Raw genomic sequence first — 23,634 nt, forward strand, 5'->3', positions numbered from 1 at the left:
GGCAGGGCGATCAGGCAGCGTCTATCGACTTGCTGAAGGGCAACCGGCCGTTGATCTGGGATGCCAGCAGGCTGGAAGCGTCTTCTGAAGAAACCGCAGCGGCATAAAGGAACCCCTGGCCGTAGTGGCAGCCGTTGGAATTAAGTGCGTCATGAACGGCACTATCCTCAATCCCTTCCGCCACCGCATCGATGTCGAGCCCCTTGGACAGGACCAGAATGGCTTCGACGATGGCCCCACACTGCTTGTCTTCCAGCATGCGCTCGGTAAAGGACTTATCGATCTTGACCTTCTTGATCGGAAAATCGCGCAGATAGCTGAGACTGGAATGGCCCGCGCCGAAATCGTCGAGCGCAATGGAGATGCCTGCTTCCGTCAGTTCGGTCAGGATGCGTTTGGCCGATTCCGGGTTTTTCACCAGCGATGTTTCCGTGATTTCCAGAACCAGCCGGCTGGGACTAAGCCCGTTCTTGTTCAAAATGGTGCTGATCTGCACCGGCAGGGCAGGGTCCTGCAATTGCACCGGAGAGAGATTGAAAGACAGATAGAGATCGTCCGGCCAGGTGACGGCGACCTTGCAAGCGTCCTCCAGCAGATGGTGCGTCAGTTCGGAGATTATGCCGCAGTCTTCCGCGATCGGAATGAACTGCAGCGGGGGTACGTTGCCGAAATCCGTGTCCGTCCACCTTGCCAGAGCCTCGAACCCGGCAATGCGGCCCGAATCCATGTCCAGAATCGGCTGGTAATAAGCCCTGACCTGATGCTCCGATATAGCGCGGCGCAGACGCTGTTCCAGAAGGGTCCGATGCAGGATCGAGGCATCCATGTCGACCTCGAAAAACCGGTAGGTCGAGCGCCCGGAGGATTTGGCACGGTAAAGCGCGATGTCCGCCCTACGCAAAAGTTCGGTAATCGCATGACCGTCATGAGGGTAGAGCGCGATGCCGATGCCGGAGCCAATGGAGATTTGCCGATTGCCGAACTCGAAACGGTCGCTGATGCGGGTCAGCAGCCGCCGGGCGAATCCGGCCGCCTCCGACTTCTCATTGAACACAGGAGAGACAATGGCGAATTCGTCACCGCCGAGCCGGGCGACAATGCCCTCCTTGCCGAGGATTTCCGCCAGCCGATCAGCAAAGCTGCGCAGCAGGTTGTCGCCAAAGGCGTGGCCATAGACGTCGTTGATCGGCTTGAAACCGTCGAGGTCGAGCATCATCACGGCGCGAAAACACTCCGGCTTGACCTCGTAGGTCAGGTCGGCAAAGGCTTCCAGCAGACGGCGGCGGTTGGGAAGCCCGGTAAGCGGATCGTGCTGGGCAAGGGCCAGGGCTTCGGAATGGGCCGAGGACCTGGCTTTCAGCTCCTTGCGCAATCGCTGGGTCGCCCATGCCCCATAGGCGAGACTAAAGATGGCAATGCCCAGCACAAGGCTGGTAATGAAATCAAACGTCAGTTGGGAATGATCGATTTCAAAAGCAGGAAAGAATACCGGTATCACCTTGATACCAGTAAAAATGACAAGGACTATAGCAAGTAGTGCAACTATAGATCGCGTCGTATATCCGTGCTCTGCAACTTCCCGTTTCACTTTAGGTTGATCCCAATACATGCAACTGCTAACAGGTTGCGAAGTTTCACATGCAATTCTTGAAGAAGAATGAAACAAAGCAGATGAGCCGTTGTCTGAACGGGCCAGCCGTTGGCGGGCGCTGCCTCGAAAAGGGGTGACAAGTCTTCATTGTCTTGGTAACGGACGGCGCAAACCGTTTCCGGTGTTATCCCACCAGACCAAAGGTCCAGACATCCATGCCCGATCTTCTGCTTGAACTTTTCAGCGAAGAGATTCCGGCCCGAATGCAGCGCAAGGCGGCCGAAGACCTGAAATCTCTCGTGACCAATGCCCTGGTGGATGCGGGTTTGCCGTACGAAGGCGCAAAGGCTTTCGCGACACCGCGGCGTCTTGCCTTGCATGTCGCAGGTGTTCCAGCGGGGTCTGCCGCCACACGCGAAGAGCGCAAAGGCCCGCGTGTCGGAGCCCCGGAAAAGGCGCTGGAAGGCTTCCTGCGAGGGGCTGGATTGGCGTCGATCGATCAGGCAACCATCCAGACGGACCCCAAGAAGGGGGACTTCTACGTTGCCGTCATCGAAAAGCCGGGCCGGTCTGCGATTGATGTCATTGCCGAATTCATGCCGGGAATCCTGCGTAACTTCCCCTGGCCGATAACCATGCGCTGGGGCGCCGCGACGACCCGCTGGGTGCGGCCGCTGCACTCCATCGTCGCCACCTTTGGCCCGGAAACGGAAGAGCCGGACGTCGTTCCGTTCGAATTCGACGGCATTAAGGCCGGCAAGACCACCCGTGGCCACCGCTTCCTGGCGGATGAGGCCTTCGACGTGCGTCGCTTCGACGACTACGCGCCGGCCCTCGAGAAGCACAAGGTCGTGCTTGATGCGGACCGCCGCAAGGACATCATCCAGAACGATGCCAAGGATTGCGCACTGGCGCTCGGCCTCGATCTGGTCGAGGATCCGGGTCTTCTGGAAGAAGTCGCCGGCCTGGTCGAATGGCCGGTGGTCCTGACCGGCAGCTTCGACGAGGATTTCCTGACGATCCCGGACGAGTGCATTCAGCTGACCATCAAGGTCAACCAGAAGTGCTTCGTCTTGAAGAACCCGGCCACCGGGCGCCTTGCCAACAAGTTCGTGCTGGTCTCCAACATCGTCGCCGATGATGGTGGCAAGCTGATCGTGGCCGGAAACGAGAAGGTGATCCGCGCACGCCTGTCCGACGCCCGCTTCTTCTGGGAAACGGACCTGAAGTCGAAGCTGTCGGACAATCTGCCCAAGCTGGACGAAGTCAAGTTCCACGAAAAGCTCGGCAGCGTCGGAGAGCGGGTGAAGCGCATGATTGCGCTGTCAGCCGAACTTGCTCCGGCTGCCGGAGCTGACGAGGCAAAGGCTCGGCGCGCGGCAGAACTCGCCAAGGCGGATCTCGTCTCCCACATGGTGTTCGAATTCCCGGAATTGCAGGGCCTTATGGGCCGCTATTATGCAACGGCCCAGGGCGAGGACGCATCGGTGGCAACTGCCATCGAAGAGCATTACAAGCCGCAGGGGCCGAGCGACAGCCTGCCGAGCAACCCGGTTGCCGTGGCCGTGGCGCTTGCCGAAAAGCTGGACCTTCTTGCAGGTTTCTGGGCGATCGACGAAAAGCCGACCGGCTCGAAGGATCCCTATGCCCTGCGCCGTGCGGCTCTCGGCGTGATCCGGATCGTTCTGGAAAACAATCTCAGGATCAGGCTTGGCGACAGTCTCCGCTCCGCTCTGGATCTTCAGGGTGTGAAAACGGCGGACCCTGCGGCTCTTGTCGCCGATCTGCTGTCGTTCTTCGCCGACCGCCTGAAAGTCCACCTCAAGGACGAAGGCGCGCGTCATGATTTGATCGACGCCGTTTTTGCGCTCGAAGGCCAGGACGATCTTCTGATGGTGGTCCGGCGTGTCGAGGCGCTTGGCAAATTCGTTTCCTCCGACGACGGTACCAACCTGCTGGCTGGCTACAAGCGTGCGGTCAACATTCTGAAGGCCGAGGAAAAGAAGGACGGGGCTCCTGTTTCCGGCAAGCCGCATGCGGACCACTTGCAGGAGCAGGCCGAAATCGATCTGGCGTCTGCCATCGATATCGCCCGGGCCGAAGCGGCCGACGCCGTGGCAAGCGAGAATTTCGAGGGCGCCATGGAAGCTCTTTCAAAACTGCGCGCGCCGGTCGACCGTTTCTTCGATGACATTCTGGTCAACGCGGAAGACGCCACACTGCGCATGAACCGCCTGCAGCTTCTCGCCGAAATTCGCGATGCGACCCATGTGGTGGCGGATTTTTCAAAGGTCGCCGGATAAGCCGACCAGACCTGAAAACAAAAAAGGGCGGGCCTTGGGTCCGCCTTTTTTCGTTCTGGAGCTGTAGCTGGGGAAGCGTTGGAACGTCACCACATGCAGCTTTGGCTCAGCTCATAACTTCCGCGCCTCACTCTGCCGCCTGAGCCGCCAGCCGGTCGACAGGTTTTTCCTCGATCGGCCAATGCACGATGGCGGCGAAGATGCCGAGAGCGATGCCAAGCCACCAGATGGGATCGTAGGAGCCTGTTTCGTCATAGATCTTGCCGCCCAACCACACGCCCAGGAACGAGCCGATCTGGTGGGAGAGAAAGACGAAGCCGAACAGGGTCGCCATGTACCGCGGACCGAACATGACCGCGACGAGGCCGGATGTCGGCGGCACGGTGGACAGCCACAGGAGACCCATGGCAGCGGAAAAAACCAGCAACGAGGCGGGGGTGACCGGCAGCATGATGAAGGCGAGGATCGCAACGGAGCGGGCAAGATAGATCAGTGACAGAAAGACCGGCTTGGAATAGCGGCCGGAAATGTAGCCTGACAGCAGCGACCCTGCGATGTTGCTCAGGCCGATAAGACCGAGCGCAGCGGCCCCCCAGGCCGGATCGAGACCCTGATCGGCGATATAGGGCGGCAGGTGTACCGTGATGAAGGCGAGGTGAAAGCCGCACACGAAAAAACCGAAAGTCAGCAAGATAAATCCGCGCGTTCTGAAGGCCTCTGCAATGGCGGAGGTCAGCTTCTGATCGTTCGCCGGATTGCTGTTTTGGGGCAGTTCCGACTTTCCCCGGAGCGCAATGGCCAAAAGCGGCACAAGAGCGACGAGCCCGGCAAAGACGACAAGGGTCTGCTGCCAGCCGATGCTGGCGATCAGCGTACCGCCAAGAGGGGCGAACAGGAACTGGCCGAGTGAGCCGGAAGCCGTGCCGATGCCGAAGGCGAGCGTTCTCTGCTCTGGAGTGACCGTGCGGCCGAAAGCGGCCAGAACCAGAGAGAAGGACGAACAGGAAATGCCAAGCCCGATGAGCACACCAGCCGAGACATGCATGGCGACGGCGCTTTCCGCGTCGATCATCAGCAACAGACCGGTGCAGTACAGCACGGCTCCGAGCGTCATGGTCTTCCAGGTGCCGAACCTGTCGGCCATCATGCCGGCAAGCGGCTGGCCGATGCCCCACATCAGGTTCTGGATTGCCAGCGCCAGCGCAAAAATCTCTCGGCTCCAATCCCGGGCATCGGTCATCGGCTGGAAGAAAAGGCCCATCGCGGAACGCGGACCGAAGGAAATGAGCGCGATCAAACAGCCGCAGGTAATCACCAGCGGGATATTGGGGCCAGCCCGGCCAGTGGAGGAAGCTGTTGTCATGGAGGTGTCTCTGATCGTCAAACTACGATCAGAATAGGCGGAAAGCAGGTCCCCGAAAAACGCGTAATTTTGATGGATTGATCAGCGTCTCGAATGGAACGTGCGCCGATAGACACGCTGGCTCGATGTGTCAGGAAGCTGGCCAGGCCACCCGGTTTTCACGAGGAGAGAGGGCTTGGGAGCTGTTTTTCAATTCAGGAAGATGGGGAGAATTGTTAGCCGGCTGTCAAAGGTTTGAAAAATTTCTTCTTAAGTTTCGGAAAAGAAAGGGGAAACGGTAGGCGGGCAATAATTTTTCGGATTTTTGTAGATTTTCGATTTGTCCACGACTATATAAACTCCGAAAGAGCAAAAGTATGGGCCGGTCAGCCCGTTTTCTTTTGCTCTAAATATGCTCAAGTTGAGTATAATTAAGTTGCGGCATCATCCCCCCTCACGCCGCGCAATAAAGGGAGGTCGCGATGACCATAGCCCAGACCAATGCACCGGTTGGAACTCCGATTGCCGCCGGACTGACGGCACTGGAGCGTTTCGGCAAACTGGAGCGCCCGGACCTGCGGTACACGCCGGAGGTCGCCGAGGCGACTGCGCAGATCTATGAGAAGGTCAAGCACATCATCCCGGCCATCGAATGGCCCGCTCTGGCGCCGACCATCCATGCGATCAACCAGCTGAAGAAGCAGCGCAACGCGGTTATTCTGGCTCACAACTACATGACGCCGGATATCTACCATGGGGTGGCCGACATCGTGGGCGACAGCCTGCAACTGGCTATCGAAGCGACCCGCACCGATGCCGACGTCATCGTCCAGTGCGGCGTGCACTTCATGGCGGAGACCTCGAAAATCCTGAGCCCGGAAAAGACGGTGCTGATCCCGGATATGCGCGCAGGCTGCTCCTTGGCCGAATCCATCACGGGGGCGGATGTGCGGGCTCTGCGCGAACGCAACCCTGGCGTCCCGATCATCACCTACGTGAACACGTCAGCCGATGTGAAAGCGGAATGCGACATCTGCTGCACGTCTTCCAACGCGCTGCAGGTGGTCGAAAGCTTCGGCGTCGACAAGGTGTTCCTGATCCCGGACAAGTATCTGGCCGCCAATGTCGGCAACAAGACCGACGTCGAGGTTCTGGTCTGGGACGGCGCCTGCGAGGTGCATGAGCGCTTCACCGCGGAAGAGCTGCGCGACTATCGCAAGATCGAGCCGGATGTGAAGATCATCGCTCACCCGGAATGCCCGCCCGAAGTGGTCGCGGAAGCCGACTTTGCCGGGTCTACCGCGCATATGATCGACTGGGTGAAGACCAAACGTCCGGAAAAGGTGATGATGATCACCGAGTGTTCCATGGCGGACAACATTGCCAGTGAAACGCCGGGTGTCGACTACATCCGTCCGTGCAACCTGTGCCCGCACATGAAGCGGATCACGCTGACCAAGATCCTCGACTCTCTGCTGGAGATGAAAGAGGAAGTGGTCGTTGACCCGGCGGTGGCCGACAGGGCCCGCACCGCGGTCGAGCGGATGATCAACTTGAAACTCTGACCGGCTTCGGTCTAAACCGCACTTATGCGATTGCTTCCGGGCTTCTCCGGCCCGGAAGTTTCTTTTGGGGCTCATGCCCGTCTGTTCCAGGAAGTTTCCCATGGCCGTGTCGGTTGAGGATTTTGCACCTGCTCATATGGGCAAGGATGTGGATGATGTCGTCATTCTGGGAGGAGGCCTGGCGGGGCTCTTCTGCGCGCTGAAACTCAGCCCGCGTCCTGTCACTGTCATCACCAACGCGCCGATCGGGCAGGGGGCGTCCTCCGCCTGGGCGCAAGGCGGCATCGCAGCCGCGATCTCCGAACAGGATTCGGTCGAAAAACACCGCGACGATACGTTGGTGGCCGGTTGCGGCATCTGCGAGGAAAAGATCGTCGACCAGATGACCCGTGAAGGCAGCGCCCGGGTGCACGATCTCCTGTCCTACGGCGTTCCGTTCGATCAGGATCTCGAAGGCCGGCTGAAGTTTTCGCGCGAAGCTGCCCATTCGCACAGCCGGGTCGTGCGTGTGCGCGGCGACATGGCCGGACGGGCCATCATGGATGCCTTGATTGCCGCTGTTCGCAAGACACCCTCGATCCGCATTCTGGAAGGCTATATCGGCGAAAGCTTCATTGGCGAAGGCCGGTATGTGACGGGTGTCCTCGCCCGCAAGCGCGGCGGCCTGGAGCGTCTGGTCTTCCCGGCGAGGGCCGTGGTACTCGCCTCTGGCGGCATCGGCCATCTTTACGCATTGACGACCAACCCGCATGAAGCCAACGGCCATGGTCTTGCCATGGCAGCCCGTGCAGGGGCCGTGATTGCCGATGCCGAATTCGTTCAGTTCCACCCGACCGCCCTTGATCTCGGCAAGGATCCGGCGCCGCTGGCGACCGAAGCCTTGCGCGGTGAGGGGGCAACGCTCGTCAACAAGGCCGGTGAGCGTTTTATGGAAGGCGTTCACCCGGATCTCGAGCTGGCACCGCGCGACATCGTTGCCCGGGCAATCCACCGGGAAGTCTCCGAAGGCCGCGGGGCCTTCCTGGATTGCAGGACCGCAATCGGCGACAGGTTCAAGGACGATTTCCCGACCGTTTTCGCGGTCGCTGCCGCAGCCGGCCTCGACCCGGCGAAAGACCTGCTACCTGTGGCACCCGCCGAACACTACCACATGGGTGGAGTGCTGACCGATGCCAACGGCCGGACGTCTCTCGACGGTTTGTGGGCTGCTGGCGAAGTTGCTTCGACCGGAGCCCATGGCGCCAACCGTCTGGCATCCAACTCGCTGCTGGAAGCGGTGGTGTTTGCCGCACGCATCGCCGAGGATATCCAGGGCCTGATGCCCACCCCGCGCAGCGCCTACTGGAACGAGATGGACGATGCTCCCGGCTTGCCAAGCCAGCGCAACGCCGACGAGCGGCAGGCCATCAGCGTTCTGCGCAAGACGCTGGCGCGCAATGTCGGTGTGCTGCGCGATGCCGAAGGGCTCAAGAAGGCTCTGGCAGATATCGTCAGGGTGGAACAGGACTGCGTGCGCCGGTCAATCCTCAACATGATGGTGACCGGGCGTATCATCACGGCAGCTGCGCTGAAACGCGAGGAAAGCCGCGGCGGGCATTTCCGCAAGGATTTCCCGCAGGAAAACCCCGACATGGCAAGCCGCTCTTACACCACCTTGAAGGAAGTCGAGGCCATCACCGCCGAGGCCCTTGAAACTGCCTGACCGGAGAGGCGCATGACCCGCAGATATTTGCCTGAGCTGCCACGCCTGATGGTGGATGAAGCCGTCAAGGCGGCCCTTCTGGAAGACTGGGGCCGGGCAGGCGACGTGACCAGCCAGGCGACGCTCCCGCCGGAGGCAAAAGCTTCCGCCGTGATTGCCGCACGCAAACCGGGGGTTCTGGCCGGGCTTGCCTTTGCCGAAAGCGCCTTCCGCCAGACCGACGCCGGGCTCCGATTCGAGGCGGTTCTGACCGACGGTGACCGGTTGTCGCCGAAAGCAGTTGTCGCCCGGATCGAGGGGCCAGCCCGGGCGCTCCTGGCCGCTGAACGTGTGGCGCTGAATTTCCTGGGGCATCTGTCCGGCATCGCTACGGCGACGTCGCACTTTGCCGATCTGATCGCCCACACCAAAGCCGACATCGTTTGCACCCGCAAGACGACACCGGGCCTGCGGGCTTTCGAGAAATATGCGGTCAAATGCGGCGGGGGTTCCAACCACCGCTTCGGTCTGGATGATGCGATCCTGATCAAGGACAATCACATCGCGGTCGCCGGCGGCGTGACGCAGGCCATCGAAGCCGCGAAGGCGTTTGCCGGGCACCTTGTCAAGATCGAGGTGGAAGTCGATACGCTGGAGCAATTGCAGGAGGCGCTTGCGGCCAGGCCGGACGTGGTCATGCTCGACAACATGCCGCCCGAAGTTCTGAAACAGGCTGTCGCAATGGCCGATGGCAAGGTTCTGCTGGAAGCTTCCGGCGGCATTGAACTCGATACGGTCAAGGCCGTCGCCGAAGCCGGTGTCGACCTGATCTCCTCAGGCTGGATCACCCATTCAGCCCCGGTTCTGGATTTGGGTCTCGATATCGAGATCGGCTGACGTTTTACCGGCGACCGTTCAAAGTTCGGCCCTGTCTGACATCCCACCTCCACCTTAACCTCATCCTGAGGAGGACCGCGAGAATCCATCTCGACGGATGGGCCACTTGCTCTGGAGTATGCCGCCCATCCTTCGAGACAGCGCTCACGCGCTTCCTCAGGATGAGGTTGGGGGGCGTCAGCCAAGGCGGTAAATCAATCAGTCACTGAAACTCACGCCGCGGCGAGGTAAAGCCCACCGAGGGCGGTCAGCACACCCAGGCTGCGAATGATCCGCGGGGCCCAGGCCGGATCGTTGCGCGTGGCCACATTGGCGCCATAGCCGATCAGGAGGCCAGCTGCATGGAGCAGCGCTGTTGCCAGAACGAAGCCGCCGGCATAGGCCAGTTCGGCGGCCGAGCCGATTTCGCCGCCGTGGGCATGACCGTGGCAGATACCGAAAATGCCCACCAAAGCCGCGCACAGACCAAGCGGCAGACGCAGCGCAAGGGCGACGGCAAGACCCAGAACAACCACCGAAGTCAGGATGAAGGGTTCAACATAGGGCAGGGGAACGCCCGCTAGCGAAAGCAGAAAACCGACGATCATCGAGCCGACGAAAGCGGTTGGCAGGACCCAGACGGCACGACCGCCCAGGAGAGCGGCCCAAAGGCCAACGGCGATCATGGCCAGCACATGATCGGTGCCAAACACCGGATGCGAGAAGCCGGCGGCGAAGGAGCCGTGTTCGGAAGGATCCAGATGGGCAAGGGCAGGAGAGGCGGTCAGCAGGCCGAATGCGGCAGCAAGGCCGAGGCGGTAGAACATGAAACGATCCTTCAGTTGGTCACCCCGGTGCCCCGGCATGGGTCGCACCGTTCATGATTGGGTCAAGACACCCCGTACTATCGGAGTTTCTGGAGCCCTGTAAACCGAGGCGAGGGGCTCTTATGCAAGGAGGTCCATGGTTGCGTAGCGGAAGAACTGCGATATTTCAGTCCGTTTTCCCGATAGGGGACGGCTTTTCAGAGTGCTAATTTCCAGGTCATTGGATCCTCAGGTTCGGGTCGAGCCGATGACGATGGTGGAGGCAAGGTTCCGATGAGCGCTGGATTGAACGAAACACAGGTTCCCCGCGGGCAGGAAACGCCCAAGGCACCGGCCTGGAACGAGGCGCGTGATGATGATGAGGCGCTCACTTCCCGGACAGTCGAGATCTGTTTTCTGTTGATGCGCAATTTTTCGCTGCTGTCCTTCGCGTCGGCTATCGAGCCCTTGCGCATCGCCAACAAGGTGCTGAAACGGAGAGCTTTCACTTATCGATGCTGCAGTCTTGATGGCGGCGATGCGGTTGCCAGCAACGGCAGCACCATACGGGCAGATTGTGCCATCGGCGATGTCGAGCGCCCGGATCTTCTTGCGGTCTGCAGCAGCGACGATGTGGAACGCATTTCCCTGTCACTGGCCCAGAAGGTTGCGATCCGGAAACTGGCGAACCGGTCCAGCCGGATCGCGGGTATCTGCACAGGTGCCTACGTGCTGGCCGACTTCGGCCTTCTGGACAACCGGAACTGCACGATCCATTGGGAATATGCCGATTTTTTCAAGGAGTGCTTCCCGCATACGAGGCTGGTGGACAGCCTCATTCAGACGGACGGCAAGTATATGACCTGCGCCGGAGGAACATCCGCGCTCGACCTCATGATCGGCTTTGTTGCCCAGGTTCACGGTGGCGCGGTTGCCGCCGACGTTGCCGAAATCGCCCTTCATCACGACTGGCGCAGCGGCAACGAACGGCAGCACAAGCATATGCGCGATGATCTGGAATCGGTTTCGCAGCGGGTGCGCAGCTGCATCGCATTGATGACGGAAAATGTCGTCGAACCTCTTTCCCTGCAGGAAATCGCGCAGATATTGGACGTCAGCCCCCGGCAATTGCAGCGGGAATTCCAGAAATACCTGAAGTGCAGTCCGCAGGACTATTACGCCAAGGTTCGTCTGGATATCGCCCGGCAGCTGGTTTGCCGCACCTCCATGCGCATGATCGACATCGCAATGGCCTGCGGCTTTGCCAGCGCATCCCATTTTTCGAAACGCTACCGGTCCGCCCTCGGCACAAGTCCCGCCGCGGACCGTCAGCAGCATGGCCGGGTTTTCGATTTCTAGCGGAAGGGACCAACGGCACCGCCGTTGGATTTGATGGTTATCAAGGGGATGTCGTCGGGAGGGCGATTACTCGGCAGCCGGCTTCAGGTTCGCCATCAGGTGGTGGAATTTCTCGCCCTGAACGGAAACGTGCCGGCGAATGGCCTCAGCCGCCCTTGCGCCGTCGGCTGCCTCTATGGCGGCAACAACGTCTTCATGTTCGGCCATCGACTGGTTCATGCGGCCGCGCACGCGAAGCTGCACCCGGCGGAACGGCTGGAGCCGACGCTGCAGGCGCAGGCATTCCTGCTCCAGAAAACTGTTGCCTGACTGACGGTAGATGATGGCGTGAAACTGCTCGTTTTCCTGGTAATAGCCATCCGTATCCTGCGCTTCAACCGCGTGTTTGCAGCGCTCGTTCGTGGCGTGAAGATCGGCGAGCGCGGTTTCTGAAATGCGCGCCGCAGCCAGGCGGGCGCTGACGGCTTCCAGCTCTGCCATGACTTCGAACATCTCGATCAGTTCCACCGGGCCAGGCTGGCGAACGAAGACGCCGCGGCGGGGGATCTGAACGACAAGTCCCGACTGGGACAGCCTGTGAAGGGCTTCCCTGATCGGTGTTCTGGAAACGGAAAATCGGGTCGCAAGTTGAACTTCGTCCAGCCTGTCGCCATCGGCGAACGTGCCGTCGAAAATCAACCCTTCTAGCGCATCAGCGATGCGGTCCGATCGTTTTCTTTCCATGGATGGCATTTAGCATATGACATTTTTGCGCGCAATATTGTCATTCTTGTATACAAAACACCTTGACAAAAAAACATCACATAGGGGTAAGATCCATCTCCGGTTCCCTTCCGGAACCAACAGGGAGGAAATAATGAACATCAAATTTTCAGCGTCGGTCGCCGCCATGGCGCTTTTCGCCAGCGCGCTCACAGCCAGTGCCGAGGAGCTTCGCCTGTCTCACCAGTGGTCGACCGGCGACGTTCGCCACAAGGTCGCCCAGATGGTGGCTGACGACGTGGCCGCGGCCGATGTGGATCTCGACATCAAGATTTTCCCGTCGCAGTCGCTTCTGAAGGCGCGCGAGCAATACAAGCCGCTGACCCGTGGCCTGTTGGACATGACCGTTTTGCCGCTCAGCTATGCGGGTGGCCTGCAGCCCGCCTATAACCTGACCCTGATGCCGGGTCTGGTGAAAAACCATGACCATGCCGCCCGGATGAACGACAGCCCCTTCATGGATGCCATTGAGGAAATCATGGCAGAGGATGACGTGATGGTGCTGGTGCACGGGTATCTGGCCGGTGGCTTTGCAGCCAAGGACAAATGCATCACCAAACCGGATGATATGCCGGGCCTTCAGACGCGCGCGGCTGGCAAGGCCTTTGAGCAGATGCTTGCCGGCGCCGGTGCCTCGATTGCATCCATGGCGTCCTCCGAAGTTTACAACGCCATGCAATCCGGTGTTCTGGACGCGGTCAACACCTCGTCCTCGTCCTTCGTCAGCTACCGCATCTACGAGCAGGTCTCCTGCTACACCCCGGCTGGCGAATATGCGCTCTGGTTCATGTACCAGCCTCTCCTGATGAACAAGTCCAAGTTCGACAGCCTGACGGAAGAGCAGCAGAAGGCCCTTCTGGCGGCATCGGAAAAGGCACAGGCCTTCTATCTGGAGGAAGCCAAGAAGGCAGACGCGGTTTCTGCTGAGGTCTTCCGCGAGAACGGCGTTGAGATTGCGGAAATGAGCGCCGCGGATTTCGATGCCTGGCGCGCCCTTGCCAAGGAAACATCTTACAAGGCTTTTGTAGAGGAGACCCCGAACGGTCAGCACCTTCTCGATCTGGCATTGTCAGTAGAATAAGCGTCTGAACTTGCGGGGTGGGCTGAAACCCACCCCGTTCGCTTTCCAAAGGACCTCATTTCAAGGAGTGACCCATGGCGGGCCACAGTACGGCTGCAGTTGCGCATGCCGGCAGCAATCCCTTCTTGCGCTTTGTCGCCGCGATTTCGACCGTGGCGGGCTGGTGTTCGGCTACGATGATCGTCGTCGCGGTCGTTGTCACGTGTCAGATGATTTTCGTGCGCCTGGTGCTCAATGCCTCCACCGTCTGGCAGACGGAAACGGTCATCTATCTGGTGATCGCCGCAACCCTTGTGGGCCTGCCTTACGTTCAGCGGCTCCGGGGCCACGTCAATGTCGATCTGTTTCCGTTGTGGCTGTCGCTGCGGGCCCGCTTCGTGCTGGCCTGCATCACGTTGTCGGTTTCGATGCTGGTCATGGCGATGATGCTCTTTTACGGCTTCGAATTCTGGCACCTTGCCTGGTCGAGAGGCTGGACCTCCGACACGGTCTGGGGCGTCCGGCTCTGGATCCCCTATCTCTCGATCCCCGTCGGCTTTGGACTGCTGTTGCTGCAACTTGCGGCGGACCTCTACGCGGTTCTCACCGGTGTGGATAAACCCTTCGGTCTGGAGGACAAATAATGGATCCTCTGCTGCTTGGTGTACTGGTGGCCGTCGCCACCATCCTTGTTCTCTTCTCAGGTATTTCCGTGGCCATTGGTCTATTGATCGTCTCCGCAGGTTTCCTGCTGGCGTTCGACGGTATGCGGTCGCTGGAACTGATGCCGGAAATCCTGTTCGGCAAACTTGATAACTTCGCGCTTCTGTCGATCCCCATGTTCATAATCATGGGCGCGTCCATCGCCTCGACGCGGGCAGGGGCGGATCTTTACGAGGCGCTGGAACGCTGGTTGACACGGGTCCCCGGCGGACTGGTGGTCTCCAACCTCGGTGCCTGCGCGCTGTTCGCCGCCATGTCCGGCTCTTCACCGGCCACCTGTGCGGCCATCGGCAAGATGGGCATTCCGGAAATGCGCAAGCGCGGTTATCCGGACGGTGTTGCCGCTGGCTCCATCGCTGCAGGTGGAACGCTCGGTATCTTGATCCCGCCGTCGGTCACCATGATCGTCTACGGCATTTCGACGGAAACCTCGATCGGGCGTCTGTTCCTGGCCGGCGTCATTCCCGGCCTGATGCTGATGGGCCTTTTCATGGCCTGGTCGCTCTATTCGACCTGGCGCAGCGGCAATGCCAGCGTGCTCAGCGCCGGCAACTACAGCTGGGCGGAGAAGTTCGAAATCCTGCCGCGCGTGCTGCCGTTCATGATCATCATTCTCGGCGTGCTCTATGCCATGTACGGCGGCATCGCGACCCCGTCGGAAACCGCAGCGGTCGGCGCGCTGCTGTGCCTGCTGATCGCGGTTATCGTCTACCGGCTCTGGAGCCCGAAGCTGCTCTGGACCGTGTTGAGAGACAGCACGCGGGAAAGCGTGATGATCCTCTTCATCATCGCCGCAGCCGGTGTCTTCTCCTACATGCTGTCGTCGCTGTTCATCACCCAGGCGATTGCGGAATGGATCGGCACCCTTGCGGTGAACCGCTGGATCCTGATGGCGGCGATCAACATGTTCCTGCTGATTGCCGGCTTCTTCCTGCCACCCGTTGCGGTGATCCTGATGGCCGCACCGATCCTGCTGCCGATCATCACGACCGCCGGCTTTGATCCGATCTGGTTCGCGGTTGTCCTGACCATCAACATGGAGATCGGTCTGATCTCTCCTCCGGTCGGGTTGAACCTTTACGTGATCAACGGCATTGCCCCTGACATTTCCTTGAAGACGATCCTCACCGGCTCGCTGCCATTCGTGGCCTGCATGTTCCTGGCGATCGTCATTCTCTGTTTGTTTCCGGAACTGGCCACATGGCTGCCGGATGTAGTGATGGGAGAAGCACGTTGATGTTCCTGGCCGACCTGCTGACGACTGTTTTCGAGCGTAGATACCTTTCGAAAGGGACTGACAAGGCGGATGACCGTCCGCTTGAAGCGCTCGTGACAGATCTGATCGGGGCAACGGGAGAGGTCTCCGGGCAAAAACTTGCCCGGCAGATCCTCGCCCGGTACGGCGGACTGAACGACGAGGACAAGCGCGCTTTCTTCCGGTATCTCGCCGAAGATCTTGCCGTGTCGGTTCCCGCCGTCCGTTTGGCGCTGGAGCATTACGAGACGGGACAATCGAAGGCGAGCTACCGCGAATTCATGGAGGCGGTCGAACCGCCCCGGCAGGAGCTGATCCGGCGGCTCAATCAGATTCCCGACGCAACCCGGCTTCTGGTCGGCATGCGCGAGGATCTGCTGCGGCTGAGCAAGGGCGACGATTCTCTGCAGGCGCTCGATCTGGATTTCCGGCATCTGTTCGCCAGCTGGTTCAATCGCGGTTTCCTGGTGCTGCGGCCGATCAACTGGGAAAGCCCCGCCCAGCTGCTGGACAAGATCATTGCCTATGAAGCCGTTCATGCGATCGACAGCTGGAGCGATCTTCGTCGCAGGCTGGAGCCTGTCGACAGACGCTGCTTCGCGTTTCTGCATCCGGCGATGCCCGATGAACCGCTGATCTTTGTGGAAGTTGCTCTGACAAAAGGAGTACCGGGTTCGATCCAGGACCTCCTTGCCGAAAACCGGACCCAGATCGAGGCAGACAGGGCAGATACGGCGGTTTTTTATTCGATCTCCAACTGCCAGGCGGGCCTTGCCGGCATTTCCTTCGGCAACTCGCTCATCAAGCAGGTTGCCGCGGATCTGTCGCTGGAACTGCCCAAGCTCAAGACCTTTGTCACCTTGTCGCCGATCCCGGGGCTGGTGCGCTGGCTGGACAGTAAGGGCATTGACCACGCCGCCGCCGATGGGGAAAGCCTGCGCAAGCATGCAGCCCGCTATCTGATGACCGCAAAACGCAAGGACGGTCTGCCGCTCGACCCTGTTGCCCGCTTCCACCTTGGCAATGGCGCGCTCGTTCATCAGGTGCATGCCGGGGCGGATCTGTCGGACAAGGGGCTGAAGCAATCCGCCGGTGTGATGGTCAATTACCTCTACGATCTGGAGAAGGTCATGCAGAACCATGAAAGGTTCGCTTCCTCGCAGACAGTCGCCGCCTCATCTGAAATCAAATCCCTCAGCACCGCTGGAGACAAAGCCCTCGCATTAGAGCTTTCCGCACCCAATTGATGCGGTTAAGTATCTCTAACACTATAGAATCGATCAGCTTTTTGGCCTTGCGAGGTAAGATTGAATGCCTGCTGATCCAGGAGCCCCATAAATGACAAACCCACTTTACGACCAACTTTTCGGAAAGCACGCCGGCAAGAACACTCCCTTTCTGATCTTTCAGGACGGCTCCATCCTGACCCACGCGGCGTTTCTCGAAAGCGCGGCGCAAATTGCTCACGTTCTGACCGGCAACGGCATGGTGGCTGGTGATCGGCTGGCAGCCCAGGTTGAAAAATCCGCGACAGCGCTGGCACTTTATGCGGCCTGTGCGCAGGCGGGTATCGTGTTTTTGCCGCTGAACACGGCCTATACAGTCGATGAACTCAGCTACTTTATCGAAAACAGCGGTGCCAAAACCGTGGTCTGCGACGGCGGCAGCAAGACCTTGCTGGAACCTGTGACCTCCCAGCTCGGCGCCCGTCTCGAAACGCTCAATGCCGATGGGTCCGGTTCGTTGACCGATCAGGCCAAGGCAAAGCCGTCAGAGTTTGAAACGGTAAAACGCGCACCCGACGATCTGGCGGCGTTCCTGTACACTTCCGGTACCACCGGACGCTCCAAGGGAGCGATGCTGACACAGGCCAACCTCCTGTCGAATGCCGAGGCTCTGGCAGATCTCTGGCGCTTCACCGACAAAGACGTGCTGTTGCATGCCCTGCCGATTTTCCACACGCATGGTCTCTTTGTTGCGACCAACGTTTCGTTGATGGCCGGTGGCGCGATCCTGTTCCTGCCGAAATTCGATCTTGATGCCATGATCGGCCTGATGCCGAAGGCAACGACGATGATGGGCGTGCCGACCTTCTATACCCGCCTGCTTCAGGATGACCGCTTTACGTCGGAGCTGACCAAGGGCATGCGGCTGTTCATTTCCGGAAGCGCACCGCTTCTTGCCGATACGCACCGGCAGTTCGAGGAGCGGACCGGTCACCGGATCCTGGAACGCTATGGCATGACCGAAACCAACATGAACACCTCCAATCCCTATGAGGGCGAACGCCGTGCCGGGACAGTCGGTTTTCCGCTGCCGGGCGTTGAACTGAAGATCACAGATCCGGACACGGGCAACACGCTGCCGGCCGGAACGGTCGGTCAGATAGAGGTGCGCGGGCCGAACGTTTTCAAGGGCTACTGGCAGATGCCGGACAAGACGGCGGCGGAATTGCGCCAGGACGGTTTCTTCATCACCGGCGATCTCGGGATGATCGACGCCGATGGCTACGTGCATATCGTCGGGCGCAACAAGGACCTGATCATTTCAGGTGGCTACAACATCTACCCGAAGGAGATCGAACTGATCCTGGATGACCAGCCGGGCGTGCGCGAAAGCGCCGTCATAGGCGTGCCGCATTCGGATTTCGGCGAAACGGTGCTGGGCCTCGTGGTGCCCGATGGCGATCAGGCGCCGGACCTGGACGCGATCATGGCTGTCACCGGAACGTCGCTGGCCCGTTTCAAGCATCCGAGAAAGCTCGTTCTGATCGACAGTCTGCCCCGTAACACCATGGGCAAGGTCCAGAAAAACATCCTGCGTGAACAGTTCAAGGATACTTTCGCCACCGCTTGAGACCACGCACATGACCCGGCACGCTCCAGAAGCTTGCCGGGTTTGTGCTTTGCGGGTGGGCTTTCCGGTTTGGTTTGCCGTTTAAACGCGTGCCGGCTCTGAAGAAGATCATTCGGGGCGATCATCATGGGCGAACCGCAGAACCAAGACCGAAAAGTCCGGCAAGCGACCCGGTCATCAGGCTGACCCGCTATGCTCAGGTCCCGATCCTGTCGGGGCTCAGCATTGCCATGCCCTGTTTCTCATCACCTTTTTCGTCGATACCCACGACGCGATCCAGAGCTTCGAATGTCTGGCCCGGAAGAAGGTAATCCTTCTGAACCTCGATCTGCTCGATATGGTCTTCATCGCCAATCTGGCGACCTATGTGGTGACCAACGTCTTCAAGTCGAGTGGTCGATAGGGAAGGAACACGCGGTTTGCTGCGGATGCCCGGACAAGCGGCCCATCCTTCGAGACGGACCTGATGATCCTCCTCAGGATGAGGTTCGGTGTTTACAGATGTCTGTAGAAATCTGATCCATGCTCGCCTCCTCTCAACCTCATCCTGAGGAAGCGCGAAGCGCTGCCTCGAAGGAGGGGCCGCAAATTAGGACGCCTTTGCAGTCGCAGCCAGGAGAGGGCCGTGGAAAGAAGCCCCAGGGCGGCTGGATCAGTTCCAGCCGCCGGCGTAGGTCTTGTAGAAGATGTGCAAGCCGACCTGGCCGCGTTTGGACATGGATTTCGCCCACCGCGGTTTGACATAGGTCGCGTGATAGTGCGTCGAGGCGTCAACCATCTTGGAATAGCGCTTGCCGTCGGTCACTTGCCTGGCCAGCTTCTGCGCCGTTGCCCAGGCAACCGGACTGGAAATGCGGTCCTTGATGCCGTCGCAGGCAAAGGAGAACTGGCAGCGGTTGCGCTTGTGCTGGTTCTGGTAAACGACGCCGCAGATACTGTCCGGATAGGCCGGGTTCTTGACCCGGTTCAGCACGACCTGCGCCACGGCCACCTGGCCGTCTTCGCTTTCACCGCGCGCCTCAAAGTAGATGGCCTCGGCCAGGCAGCGCTGCTCTTTCTTGCTTCCAACGGAAAGCGGCAGCGGCTTTTGGGCCCACCAATGCGGATTTTCGGGGTCTTCCGGTGGCGGCAGTTCCTGCTCATACATTGCAGCGCCGAACAGGGCATCGAAGGGTTCTTTTGTTTCCTTCACGCTGTCGGGGGCGTAGGCGGAAACGAGCGAGAAGCTGGCAGCCGCCGCATTGCGCGCCATCATCACCTTTTGCAAATCCAGCGGCCCGTCTTCCGGGAAACCATCCTGGCCATGGCCGGCCAGCATGCTGGTTTCTTGAGAGTTGAGCGGCTGTGCCTTCACGAAGGCCACGCGCGGCAGATCCTCATGTTTCTTTTCCGTCGAGATGAGGCTGGACATGGAATAAAGGTTGCCGGAGGCCCTCTCGACCATCTGGCGATCCGGCGCCATCGTGATCAAGCGGTCGCTTTTGGCGGAGCTGTTGGTCAGGATCTTGTCAGGAATTTCGGTCGGACGGGAGCTTAAGGTAACTTCGTCAAGACCGACAATCGGCCGCGCTTCAAAGTCATCGTCTGCGGAGGTCAGCGTCAGGACCGGCGATGAGGTGTAGTCCGGCACCGGTGTTGTGCCGAGCGCCAGTTTCGGCGAAATCTTGGTGGTGAAATTCGCAGGCTCAAGATACATCATCCAGCGCGGCGATTCTGCCTTGCGCGTATTGACGAGCGCGAAGATGTCCTGATTTCCAACCGATCCGCCGATACCGAGCCAGACCAGGGGACAGGCCACAAGCACGTATTTGAGCCGGCGCATTCGCGCACGGACCGGGCCGAAATCCTGTGTCACTTTAGAAGAAAACCGCTTTACGTTGCGGGACTTAAGGCCAGACATACGCAGCCAACTCCAACTCGTTACACATCGTCCCGAAACGCCGGACGAACAGCGTGAACGCTGTGTAAACAACGACGCTGGAATTGAAGATGTCCGCTTAACCTTGAAAGAGCGTTAATAAGACTGGAATTCGTGGAAAATCGTGGAAGTTTTCGCACCGGAGGGGTGCGTTATGGTTAATATTACTAAGGAATTAACTTCCGTGACGGCCGGCAATAAAGGGCGGAAAGCCGTCAGCGACCCCCGACGCGGAGCCCGGGCGCAGGCCGCTCGCTCAAAAGCTGATGACGGAACCGGAAGAGCGCTGCCGGGCGGCCACCAGTCGCGGTCGATGTTGCGCCGGTCGGTTCGACAAGGTCGGCATTTTCCACCAGACGCCGGAAATTCTGCTTGTGCAGATGCCGTCCCGAAATGGCCTCGACCGAAGTTTGAAGTTCGGTCAGGGTGAAGGTTTCAGGCATCAGTTCGAATATCACCGGCCGGTATTTCAGCTTGCCGCGCAGTCGGGAAATGGCCGTTGCCAGCACCCGGCGGTGGTCGAAGCGCATCGACGCGCCAAGGAAGGGCAGGTCGGACCGGCGCAGGGCCGCAGGCCGTCCATCGGTCCGCGCTTCCTCGACAAGACCCGCTTCATAGAGAAGCTCGAACCGCTCCAGCGCCCGTTCTTCATCCCAGGAGGTTCCGCCCGTGCCAAAGGCCAGCCGCACCCGCTCCTGACGTCCGAGTGGTTTGGGCGGCTCGCCAGATGGTGGCGGTTCATTGGCCCACAGGTCGAGCGCCGGCAGGATGTCCCGATCCAGGACATCAGGCCGTCCGGTGCGCCAGTCCTCCCAGGGAAAATAGTCGTACCAGGACCGCCATGCCGAATCATGCCGCGACAACATGCTCTCCGAATCCGGGGTCTGGCGGGTCAACGCCAGATATCCCACCGAAACCACGTGCGGGCCCTCGTCGCCGGTAACCCGGTGTCGGCCCCGGTCGCCGAAGGTATAGAGCTGTTCCACATACCCAAGCCTCAGTGCGGTCTGGTTTTCCACCCAGGACCGAAGGCCGATTTCGAAGGTACGGTGACGGATCGGATCGAACGGTCCAAAGGGCAGGCTGTCGAGCGCTGCTTCTGAAGAGGTATTTGCTCCACTGTCTGCGCCCGTTACCTGGCCAGTCTGCTTTGCGTCGTTCACATGGACGATCTGCGGCAGGCCCCCTGCAACCGATACGATGACGGCATTCAATCCGATTTCAATATTGGCTTGCCGGTGGGGCATTGGGTCTCCGTGGTGGGCGGTCAGTCGATCGGCATGACAAAGGGGGTGCCTTCAAAGGCATTGGCACCGCGGCCGATGCCACGGATGGCGTCGATCATGCGGCCGTCGCGGCCGAGAAGTTTGTCGCCAATGGCAACGATCCGGGCGTTTGGCGTGGCCGAAGGCGAGCGTTGCCTCAGGATTTTCGCTAGATGCTCTTCGTCCGCGTCCGGATTGAGCGAACAGGCAGCCACGTAGGCACCGGCCGTGGAGCGGCTGATCCCCGCCCAGCAATGGATGACCAGCGGCGCCTGCCGGTCCCAGGAATTCACGAACGACAGAAACGCCGCCACATGCCGTTCGCTGGCCGGCACCAGCCCCTGCACCGGGCTGACAATGTCGTTGAACGCAAGCGACAGATGCCGCTCCGGCAAGATGCCAGCCGGGGTCGGCACGTTCATTTCCGCGTTGATCAGCGTGATCACGGACTTGGCGCCCGTGTTGGCCACCGTTTCAGGTAATTTCGATAGGGAGCAGACGTGCAGCATGACAGGACCGGTTCTTAGTTTCTGCCACTAAACTAGGGTCATTCGCGGGCAAGGTCACCCGTTTGATTGCTTGCTTTTTGCATTGTTCCCAGCTTCGCGCAGGGCTTCGATCTCGTCGAAGCGCTGCATGAACATTTCCTGGGCAGTTTTCACCGGCAAAGGCTCGAGGCCATAGCGCAACTTGCCGTCGGCATCGAGTGGAAAACCGCGCGGTTTGCCGAAAATCTTCGCCGCTTCGTTTTCCTCGAAACCGGCCAGTTCCACAGCCTCGAAATAGGCACAGATGATGTCCGCGCGCTTGGCGAGCTTCTTCACGGTCATCGGTATGGCCGCAGGAAGGCCGAACCGAACGTGGATGGCCGCCTGCAGACGCGATTCCACTCCCTTGTAGGCTTCGCCGATCACGGATTTGAACGGAGAAATCATGTCGCCGATGACATATTCCGGTGCATCGTGAAGCAGAACGGCCAGTCGCCAGTGCGGTGGCAGGTCGGGTTTCAGCATCAAGGCGATGTCTTCGACGATCAGCGAATGTTCAGCGACCGAGAAGGCGTGATTGCCGTAGGTCTGGCCGTTCCAGCGGGCGACACGGGCAAGGCCATGGGCGATGTCGGAAATCTCGACGTCAAGCGGCGAGGGGTCCAGAAGATTGAGCCGTCTGCCGGACAACATGCGCTGCCAGGCGCGCGGGGGCTGGTCGGTTCGGGCAGAGGCCATCGGTTCTCAAGGGGCTCGCGGTTTCAGTCCGCGGTGTTCGGTTCCGGCAAGGAAAAGGAAGCCCAGTCGGGCAGCTTGACCAGAATCTCCGTGTCACCGCATTTCAAAGGAGAGCCGTTGTCCTTGGCTTGGGCAACCTTGTCAAGGCGCAGAAGCGCAAGGCCCACAGCGCCGTCTTCGGTCACGGCACTGGAGCCGAGGACGCCTGCGGATTTGCCATCGGCCGTGATGTCGGTGCCTTTTTCCCCAAGCGCAGCGCTGCTTTCGATCTGAACGAACCGCTTGCGGGCAGTACCCCGGTGATGCACGCGCGAAACGACTTCCTGCCCGACGTAACACCCCTTGGAAAAGGAAACGCCGCCAAGCTGGTCGAGATCGGCGTCATGCGGGAAGATATCCGAATAGTCGAAGTCTTTCAGACCCTCCGGCACACCCATTGAAATGCGGTGACGGTCATAGGCGGCAAGGTCCGCAGCCGTGGCGTGGAGTTTCGGGGCAAGATCCGCGACAGGACCTGCAATGCGCTTGCCGAGTGCCGGCAGGCGCGGGTCGGTGACCTCAGCAAGAGCACCCTCCAAATCACTGTCCGGAACCTCGCCTGCGTTCGCAGTGTCATCCCACTGGGCGATCACGCCAAAGTCCTCCGGCAGCATCTCCAGGTCCACCTTCGCTCGCAACCGGTAGAAAGTCAGCCGTTTCAGAAAATCGGCGGCGGTTGCGGAAGGTACATCCAGCAGATAGCTGCCTTCCTGCCGGTAGATCAGGAAGTCGAACAGGATTTTGCCCTGGGGTGTCAGCAGGGCACAGGCGCTTGCACCGCCTTCCACCATGCCGTCGATGTCAGCCGTGACCAGATTTTGCAGAAAATGCTGTGCATCTGCGCCTCCAACACGGATCAGCGAGCGGTCGGACAGATGGGCGTAGGACAAGGTCGGCACGGCAGGCTCCATGAACAAGATGGCTGTTTCAGACACATTGTCTGGCCAGTTTCACTTGAGTGGCACATAAGCGCTTTGCCAACCGTGGGCAAGGTTCTGAATCTGTTG

Annotated in this window: 19 protein-coding genes; 10 read left to right on the forward strand and 9 right to left on the reverse strand. The window is 59.9% G+C overall.

What is annotated here, in order from left to right:
- Positions 1 to 10 precede the first annotated feature (10 nt).
- Positions 11 to 1,498 carry a putative bifunctional diguanylate cyclase/phosphodiesterase gene (locus AC2A6O_RS16995; RefSeq protein WP_498928839.1) on the reverse strand — a complete coding sequence of 496 codons (1,488 nt, stop codon included), beginning with the start codon at positions 1,496 to 1,498 and terminating at the stop codon, positions 11 to 13.
- A gap of 308 nt (positions 1,499 to 1,806) precedes the next feature.
- On the opposite strand from AC2A6O_RS16995, the gene glyS reads away from it, so the two are divergent.
- Positions 1,807 to 3,894: a glycine--tRNA ligase subunit beta gene (gene glyS / locus AC2A6O_RS17000; RefSeq protein WP_498928841.1), complete on the forward strand. Its 2,088-nt coding sequence runs from the start codon at positions 1,807 to 1,809 to the stop codon at positions 3,892 to 3,894.
- 127 nt (positions 3,895 to 4,021) lie between these two features.
- On the opposite strand, the gene AC2A6O_RS17005 is transcribed toward glyS, so the two are convergent.
- Positions 4,022 to 5,257, reverse strand: coding sequence for an MFS transporter (locus AC2A6O_RS17005; RefSeq protein ID WP_498928843.1), 1,236 nt, complete (start codon positions 5,255 to 5,257; stop codon positions 4,022 to 4,024).
- Between the two features lie 461 nt (positions 5,258 to 5,718).
- On the opposite strand from AC2A6O_RS17005, the gene nadA reads away from it, so the two are divergent.
- From nadA to nadC, 3 genes are all read left to right on the forward strand, one after another.
- Positions 5,719 to 6,801 carry a quinolinate synthase NadA gene (nadA, locus tag AC2A6O_RS17010; RefSeq protein ID WP_498928845.1) on the forward strand — a complete coding sequence of 361 codons (1,083 nt, stop codon included), beginning with the start codon at positions 5,719 to 5,721 and terminating at the stop codon, positions 6,799 to 6,801.
- A gap of 100 nt (positions 6,802 to 6,901) precedes the next feature.
- Positions 6,902 to 8,503, forward strand: a complete 1,602-nt coding sequence (locus AC2A6O_RS17015; RefSeq protein ID WP_148585103.1) for an L-aspartate oxidase — start codon at positions 6,902 to 6,904, stop codon at positions 8,501 to 8,503.
- Between the two features lie 12 nt (positions 8,504 to 8,515).
- Complete coding sequence (nadC, locus tag AC2A6O_RS17020) at positions 8,516 to 9,379, forward strand: carboxylating nicotinate-nucleotide diphosphorylase (RefSeq protein WP_498928848.1); 864 nt, start codon at positions 8,516 to 8,518, stop codon at positions 9,377 to 9,379.
- Between the two features lie 212 nt (positions 9,380 to 9,591).
- On the opposite strand, the gene AC2A6O_RS17025 is transcribed toward nadC, so the two are convergent.
- Entirely contained in the window at positions 9,592 to 10,185 is a 594-nt protein-coding gene (locus AC2A6O_RS17025; protein WP_148585100.1) for a HupE/UreJ family protein, read from the reverse strand.
- A 273-nt stretch (positions 10,186 to 10,458) separates the two neighbouring features.
- Here AC2A6O_RS17025 and AC2A6O_RS17030 point away from each other — a divergent pair, with 273 nt between their 5' ends.
- A complete protein-coding gene (locus tag AC2A6O_RS17030) occupies positions 10,459 to 11,523 on the forward strand; it encodes a GlxA family transcriptional regulator (protein WP_498928850.1) in 1,065 nt (354 codons plus the stop codon).
- A 66-nt stretch (positions 11,524 to 11,589) separates the two neighbouring features.
- On the opposite strand, the gene AC2A6O_RS17035 is transcribed toward AC2A6O_RS17030, so the two are convergent.
- On the reverse strand, positions 11,590 to 12,246 hold the full coding sequence (locus AC2A6O_RS17035) for a GntR family transcriptional regulator (protein WP_148585098.1): 657 nt from the start codon (positions 12,244 to 12,246) through the stop codon (positions 11,590 to 11,592).
- A 133-nt stretch (positions 12,247 to 12,379) separates the two neighbouring features.
- On the opposite strand from AC2A6O_RS17035, the gene dctP reads away from it, so the two are divergent.
- From dctP to AC2A6O_RS17060, 5 genes are all read left to right on the forward strand, one after another.
- Positions 12,380 to 13,366, forward strand: a complete 987-nt coding sequence (gene dctP, locus AC2A6O_RS17040; protein WP_498928853.1) for a TRAP transporter substrate-binding protein DctP — start codon at positions 12,380 to 12,382, stop codon at positions 13,364 to 13,366.
- A 74-nt stretch (positions 13,367 to 13,440) separates the two neighbouring features.
- Positions 13,441 to 13,989: a TRAP transporter small permease gene (locus tag AC2A6O_RS17045; RefSeq protein WP_148585095.1), complete on the forward strand. Its 549-nt coding sequence runs from the start codon at positions 13,441 to 13,443 to the stop codon at positions 13,987 to 13,989.
- Positions 13,989 to 15,305, forward strand: coding sequence for a TRAP transporter large permease (locus AC2A6O_RS17050; protein WP_148585093.1), 1,317 nt, complete (start codon positions 13,989 to 13,991; stop codon positions 15,303 to 15,305). Before AC2A6O_RS17045 ends, AC2A6O_RS17050 begins: the two co-directional genes overlap by 1 nt.
- Positions 15,305 to 16,570 (forward strand): malonyl-CoA decarboxylase, encoded by a 1,266-nt coding sequence (locus AC2A6O_RS17055; RefSeq protein ID WP_498928855.1) that lies wholly within the window; start codon positions 15,305 to 15,307, stop codon positions 16,568 to 16,570. The genes AC2A6O_RS17050 and AC2A6O_RS17055 overlap by 1 nt, the downstream gene beginning before the upstream one ends.
- Positions 16,571 to 16,661: 91 nt before the next feature.
- Positions 16,662 to 18,179, forward strand: a complete 1,518-nt coding sequence (locus AC2A6O_RS17060) for a malonate--CoA ligase (RefSeq protein ID WP_498928857.1) — start codon at positions 16,662 to 16,664, stop codon at positions 18,177 to 18,179.
- A 652-nt stretch (positions 18,180 to 18,831) separates the two neighbouring features.
- On the opposite strand, the gene AC2A6O_RS17065 is transcribed toward AC2A6O_RS17060, so the two are convergent.
- From AC2A6O_RS17065 to ygfZ, 5 genes are all read right to left on the reverse strand, one after another.
- Complete coding sequence (locus tag AC2A6O_RS17065) at positions 18,832 to 20,079, reverse strand: cell wall hydrolase (protein ID WP_498928859.1); 1,248 nt, start codon at positions 20,077 to 20,079, stop codon at positions 18,832 to 18,834.
- Between the two features lie 233 nt (positions 20,080 to 20,312).
- On the reverse strand, positions 20,313 to 21,344 hold the full coding sequence (locus AC2A6O_RS17070; RefSeq protein ID WP_498928861.1) for an NUDIX hydrolase: 1,032 nt from the start codon (positions 21,342 to 21,344) through the stop codon (positions 20,313 to 20,315).
- Between the two features lie 20 nt (positions 21,345 to 21,364).
- Entirely contained in the window at positions 21,365 to 21,871 is a 507-nt protein-coding gene (locus tag AC2A6O_RS17075) for a tyrosine phosphatase family protein (protein ID WP_148585083.1), read from the reverse strand.
- 54 nt (positions 21,872 to 21,925) lie between these two features.
- The gene (locus AC2A6O_RS17080; protein ID WP_498928864.1) at positions 21,926 to 22,588 is read right to left on the reverse strand and encodes a YfbR-like 5'-deoxynucleotidase; all 663 of its coding nucleotides are present in this window, start codon (positions 22,586 to 22,588) and stop codon (positions 21,926 to 21,928) included.
- 23 nt (positions 22,589 to 22,611) lie between these two features.
- On the reverse strand, positions 22,612 to 23,526 hold the full coding sequence (gene ygfZ / locus AC2A6O_RS17085) for a CAF17-like 4Fe-4S cluster assembly/insertion protein YgfZ (protein ID WP_498928866.1): 915 nt from the start codon (positions 23,524 to 23,526) through the stop codon (positions 22,612 to 22,614).
- Positions 23,527 to 23,634 lie beyond the last annotated feature (108 nt).

The organism is Labrenzia sp. ATLA3 (assembly GCF_057180185.1).

Coding starts and splice junctions, on each gene's coding strand:
- AC2A6O_RS17070 (WP_498928861.1), bottom strand. CDS start 21,344: ATGCCCCACCGGCAAGCCAATATTGAAATCGGATTGAATGCCGTCATC.
- AC2A6O_RS17050 (WP_148585093.1), top strand. CDS start 13,989: ATGGATCCTCTGCTGCTTGGTGTACTGGTGGCCGTCGCCACCATCCTT.
- AC2A6O_RS17065 (WP_498928859.1), bottom strand. CDS start 20,079: ATGTCTGGCCTTAAGTCCCGCAACGTAAAGCGGTTTTCTTCTAAAGTG.
- AC2A6O_RS17035 (WP_148585098.1), bottom strand. CDS start 12,246: ATGGAAAGAAAACGATCGGACCGCATCGCTGATGCGCTAGAAGGGTTG.
- AC2A6O_RS17045 (WP_148585095.1), top strand. CDS start 13,441: ATGGCGGGCCACAGTACGGCTGCAGTTGCGCATGCCGGCAGCAATCCC.
- AC2A6O_RS17015 (WP_148585103.1), top strand. CDS start 6,902: ATGGCCGTGTCGGTTGAGGATTTTGCACCTGCTCATATGGGCAAGGAT.
- nadC (WP_498928848.1), top strand. CDS start 8,516: ATGACCCGCAGATATTTGCCTGAGCTGCCACGCCTGATGGTGGATGAA.
- AC2A6O_RS17080 (WP_498928864.1), bottom strand. CDS start 22,588: ATGGCCTCTGCCCGAACCGACCAGCCCCCGCGCGCCTGGCAGCGCATG.
- AC2A6O_RS17060 (WP_498928857.1), top strand. CDS start 16,662: ATGACAAACCCACTTTACGACCAACTTTTCGGAAAGCACGCCGGCAAG.
- AC2A6O_RS17025 (WP_148585100.1), bottom strand. CDS start 10,185: ATGTTCTACCGCCTCGGCCTTGCTGCCGCATTCGGCCTGCTGACCGCC.
- AC2A6O_RS17055 (WP_498928855.1), top strand. CDS start 15,305: ATGTTCCTGGCCGACCTGCTGACGACTGTTTTCGAGCGTAGATACCTT.
- glyS (WP_498928841.1), top strand. CDS start 1,807: ATGCCCGATCTTCTGCTTGAACTTTTCAGCGAAGAGATTCCGGCCCGA.
- nadA (WP_498928845.1), top strand. CDS start 5,719: ATGACCATAGCCCAGACCAATGCACCGGTTGGAACTCCGATTGCCGCC.
- AC2A6O_RS17030 (WP_498928850.1), top strand. CDS start 10,459: ATGAGCGCTGGATTGAACGAAACACAGGTTCCCCGCGGGCAGGAAACG.
- AC2A6O_RS17075 (WP_148585083.1), bottom strand. CDS start 21,871: ATGCTGCACGTCTGCTCCCTATCGAAATTACCTGAAACGGTGGCCAAC.
- AC2A6O_RS17005 (WP_498928843.1), bottom strand. CDS start 5,257: ATGACAACAGCTTCCTCCACTGGCCGGGCTGGCCCCAATATCCCGCTG.
- dctP (WP_498928853.1), top strand. CDS start 12,380: ATGAACATCAAATTTTCAGCGTCGGTCGCCGCCATGGCGCTTTTCGCC.